Genomic DNA, 613 nt, shown 5'->3' with positions numbered 1-613 from the left:
GTCGGCACCGAGAAGCGGTCTACGCCGCTCTGGTTGTTGAGCACGCGGTGCATGTTCGCATGATAGAGGCCATTACTCAGAATCCGCACCATTTCGCCAAGATTGATGATGAAGGCGCCTGGGATCGGCGGGGCCGAAATCCATTCGCCCGCCGCATTTTCCACCTCGAGACCACCGATGTTATCCTGGAGAAGGATCGTGATCATACCCCAATCGGTATGGGCGCCGGCGCCGATCTGGTTGAACGCGGCGTCTGCGGGCTGCGGCGCGTAGCGTAGCAGGCGGGAATTAAAGAGCGGCTCCTCCAGTCCCTTGGCGAAATAGTCCTCTGGCAGATCGAGCGACAGAGCAAGCAGGCCCATGAGATGGCGACCGACGCGGAACATTTCCTCGACATAGGCCTCGTATTGTTCACGGAAGCCAGCCGGCTGCGAGGGCCATTGGTTCGCACCGCAATTGGGCACACCATCCCGGACGTATGGGTGATCCTCGTCAAGGTCGCAACCGATCAGAAAACCTTCCTTCAAGTCCGGTGGCGACCCGTCGTCCAGGGTTTGGATACCCTGCGTCTCGTAGCCGCGCGTGCAGGACGACTTGCGCGCATCCACCTTCA

1 protein-coding gene is annotated in these 613 nt (G+C 60.2%); it reads right to left on the bottom strand.

Annotation, left to right across the window (positions count from 1 at the left end; genetic code table 11):
• Positions 1-613, bottom strand: a 613-nt coding sequence (locus AACY19_RS26760) for an isopenicillin N synthase family dioxygenase (RefSeq protein WP_339454498.1), incomplete at both ends; no start/stop codon positions are given.

The sequence above is a fragment of the Pseudomonas sp. EA_5y_Pfl2_R50 genome (assembly GCF_963970475.1).
In the GTDB taxonomy this organism is placed as follows: Bacteria; Pseudomonadota; Gammaproteobacteria; order Pseudomonadales; family Pseudomonadaceae; genus Aquipseudomonas.
This window is presented reverse-complemented; position numbering and strand designations above follow the sequence as displayed.